The sequence below is a fragment of the Nocardia sp. NPDC050406 genome, from assembly GCF_044459025.1.
In the GTDB taxonomy this organism is placed as follows: Bacteria; Actinomycetota; Actinomycetes; order Mycobacteriales; family Mycobacteriaceae; genus Nocardia.
On record NZ_JBITIM010000002.1, the window covers coordinates 1,097,673 to 1,100,811 of the forward strand.

Consider the following 3,139-nt stretch of genomic DNA (forward strand, 5'->3'; position numbering starts at 1 on the left):
ACGTCCACGAGAAACACACAGCCACGCTCGGTTACGCGGTCGAAGTCGTACGAGGCGATATGATTCCCGTCGCTTTGCCGACGACACCAGGTCGCCGATGGCGCGGTAGCGGATCCGGAAGGAGTAAGGCGTATGCGGGCCCCGCTCACCCTGGTGGATATCCTGGCGACGCGAGCCACCGATACCCCGAATCGGATCGCTTTCACATTCTCGAGTTACCGAGAAGACAAGGAAGCCGTCGATTTTCGGCACCTGTGGGATCGAGTGGTCGAGGTGGCGCGGGCAGTGGTCGAGGTGACCGTTCCCGGTGACCGTGTCGTATTGCTGTGTCCGCCCGGACCGGATTTCGTGTACGCGTTCTTCGCCTGCCTGTCGACGCGGCGCATTGCCGTCGCCGCGCCATTGCCATCGTCGTCGAATCAGGCGACGGCACTGACGGCGATCATTCGCGACAGCGGCGCGACGGCGGCCGTGGCGCCATTGGCGACGGTACCGATCAGCGCCGAGCTGCTCGGCGGCGATATCGCGATTGTCGACAGCGGTGCGGCGGTGAGCACTTCGGCCTCCGACGCGCCTTTCGACTTTCCCACATCCGACGATATCGCGTTCCTGCAATACACTTCGGGCTCGACCGGCACGCCCAAGGGCGTGGTGGTGCGGCACCGAAACCTCATGCACAACCTCGGACTCATCACCGCGAATTTCGGTATCACACCGGACAATTCGCTCGTGTCCTGGCTGCCGCCGTTTCACGATATGGGTCTCATCCAGGGCATCCTGCTGCCGGTGTTCGTGGGCCTGCCCGCCACGCTCATGTCACCCATGACCTTCCTGCGCGATCCGCTCACCTGGCTGCGCGCGATCTCGGAGAGCGACAACACCCTCGCCGGGGGACCCAACCTCGCCTACGGACTGTGCGTGAAACGCGTGCCGCCCGCCGAGGCCGCCCGGCTCGACCTGAGCCACTGGGACGTCGCCTTCGTCGGCGCGGAGCCGGTGAACCCCGCTACGCTGCGCGCTTTCGCGGAGACCTTCGCGGTGAGCGGTTTCCGCGCCGAGGCTTTCGTGCCCACCTACGGCCTGGCCGAATCCACGCTCTTCGTCGCCGGTGGCCCGCGCGGCTCGGGTGCGCGCACCCGCTTGTTCGCCGCGGAGGATCTCGAGCGCGGTCTGGCCGTCGAACGCCCGGGTGGGCGCGAGCTACCGAGTATGGGCGCCGTCGAGGCGGAGCACGTCGCCGTGGTCGACCGCGACACGGGGCGGCGCTGCGCACCGAATCGCGTGGGCGAGATATGGCTGCGCGGCCCCAGCGTCGCCGACGGCTATTGGAACAAGCCGGAGGAGAATCGGCGCGCGTTCGCGGCGACCATTGCCGGAGAAGGTGATTCGACCTATCTGCGCACCGGCGATCTCGGATTCGTCAGTGCGGGAGAACTGTACGTCTCCGGCCGCCTCAAGGAACTGATGATCGTCCACGGCCGCAATATCTTTCCCCAGGATATCGAACGGACCATCGTTTCCAGCCATCCGAACCTGCGGCCCGGCGGCTGCGCGGTCTTCGCGGCGAGTATCGACGACGAAGATCGCGTGATGGTGGTCCAGGAACTCAACGACACTTTGGAAAAGGATGGTGCGGAGGAGTTGGCGGGTTCGATTCGCGACATTGTCAGTCGCGTACACGCCATCAGTCTGTACCGGGTCGTCTTCGTAGGAAAAGGTGAGGTACCCAAGACAACCAGCGGCAAGATCCAACGGCAGCGTTTGCGTGAAACCTATTCATCGGCGGCGGCATTGGAGGACAGCGCGTTATGACCAATTCGACCGAGAGCCCGACCGTACTGGATTTCTTCGTTGATTGGGTCGCTGAGCGATTGGGGCGTGATTCGGTCGACCCCTACGCGCCGCTCACATCGCTGGGGCTGGATTCGGTGAAAGCGGCGGAGCTGATGACGCTGCTGGAGAATCGATACGATACCGAGGTCACCGCCGAGGAGATTTTCGACGGGCTGACCCTCGCCGATATCGCGGACAAGGTGAACACCACCGCACTGGACGTATCGTCCTCGCGCACTCTCGATTTCAGTCTGCTCTTCTTCGCCAGTGATGCCCAGCGCAATGCCGACGGGCGCTACCATCTGTTGCTCGAAAGCGCCCGTTTCGCCGATGCGCACGGCTTCGAGGCCATGTGGATTCCGGAACGCCATTTCCATTCCTTCGGTGGCCTGTACCCGAACCCGGCGGTACTCGGCGCGGCATTGGCGGCGAGCACCGAGCGGGTGCGTATTCGCGCGGGCAGTGTGGTGCTGCCGCTGCACGATCCGGTGCGCGTCGCCGAGGACTGGGCGGTGGTGGACAACCTGTCCAACGGCCGGGTCGACCTGGCCTTCGCCACCGGATGGAATGTCGACGACTTCGTGCTCGCGCCGGACAACTACGCCGAGCGCGTCGAGATCACCCGGTCGGGTATCGAGACGGTGCGGCGGCTGTGGCGCGGTGACTCGGTCACGCTGCCCAATGGCGTCGGTGAGGAGCGCGAAGTGCGCATCTTCCCGGCCCCGGTCCAACCGGCCCTGCCGACCTGGCTGACCTGTAGCGGCGGTATCGAGCGCTTCGAGATGGCCGGTGCGCTGGGCGCGAATGTGTTGACCGCCTTGCTCTTTCAGGAAGTGGACGAGCTGGCGGAGAAGCTCGCGGCCTACCGCAAGGCGCGGGCGCGCCACGGTCACGGTATCGAGGAGGGCACCGTCACCGTCATGCTGCACACCTTCGTCGGGGAGGACGAGGCGCGGGTGCGCAAGACGGTCGAGGGCCCGTTCAAGCGTTACCTCGAGGATTCGGTGGACCTGTGGCGGCGCGGCTCGGCCGCCCTCGACAGCCTCGACGAGGGTTCACGAGCCAAGGTGCTGGACTTCGCCTTCGAGCGCTATTACCGCAACAACGGCTTGTTCGGCACCCCCGACTCCGCGCTGTCCATGGTCGAGCGGCTGCGCGCGATCGGTGTCGATGAGATCGCCTGCCTGATCGATTTCGGCATTCCGGACGCTCAGGTGCTGGCGGGACTGGATTCGCTGGCCGCGCTCGAGAAAAGGGCGTTGTCCACCTAGGCACTCTTCGGGAATCTCGAGATACGGGAGCATCA

Annotated in this window: 2 protein-coding genes; both read left to right on the forward strand. The window is 65.1% G+C overall.

Annotated elements, in window-relative coordinates; all coding sequences use genetic code 11:
- Window positions 1-132 precede the first annotated feature (132 nt).
- Complete coding sequence (locus ACIBH2_RS18340; RefSeq protein WP_397118818.1) at window positions 133-1,812, forward strand: fatty acyl-AMP ligase; 1,680 nt, start codon at window positions 133-135, stop codon at window positions 1,810-1,812.
- A complete protein-coding gene (locus ACIBH2_RS18345) occupies window positions 1,809-3,104 on the forward strand; it encodes a MupA/Atu3671 family FMN-dependent luciferase-like monooxygenase (protein ID WP_397118820.1) in 1,296 nt (431 codons plus the stop codon). Before ACIBH2_RS18340 ends, ACIBH2_RS18345 begins: the two co-directional genes overlap by 4 nt.
- The last annotated feature ends 35 nt before the right edge of the window (window positions 3,105-3,139 follow it).

What these genes read in the sequence shown, in the direction of transcription:
- ACIBH2_RS18340 (WP_397118818.1), top strand. Translation starts at nt 133, where the DNA reads ATGCGGGCCCCGCTCACCCTGGTGGATATCCTGGCGACGCGAGCCACC.
- ACIBH2_RS18345 (WP_397118820.1), top strand. Translation starts at nt 1,809, where the DNA reads ATGACCAATTCGACCGAGAGCCCGACCGTACTGGATTTCTTCGTTGAT.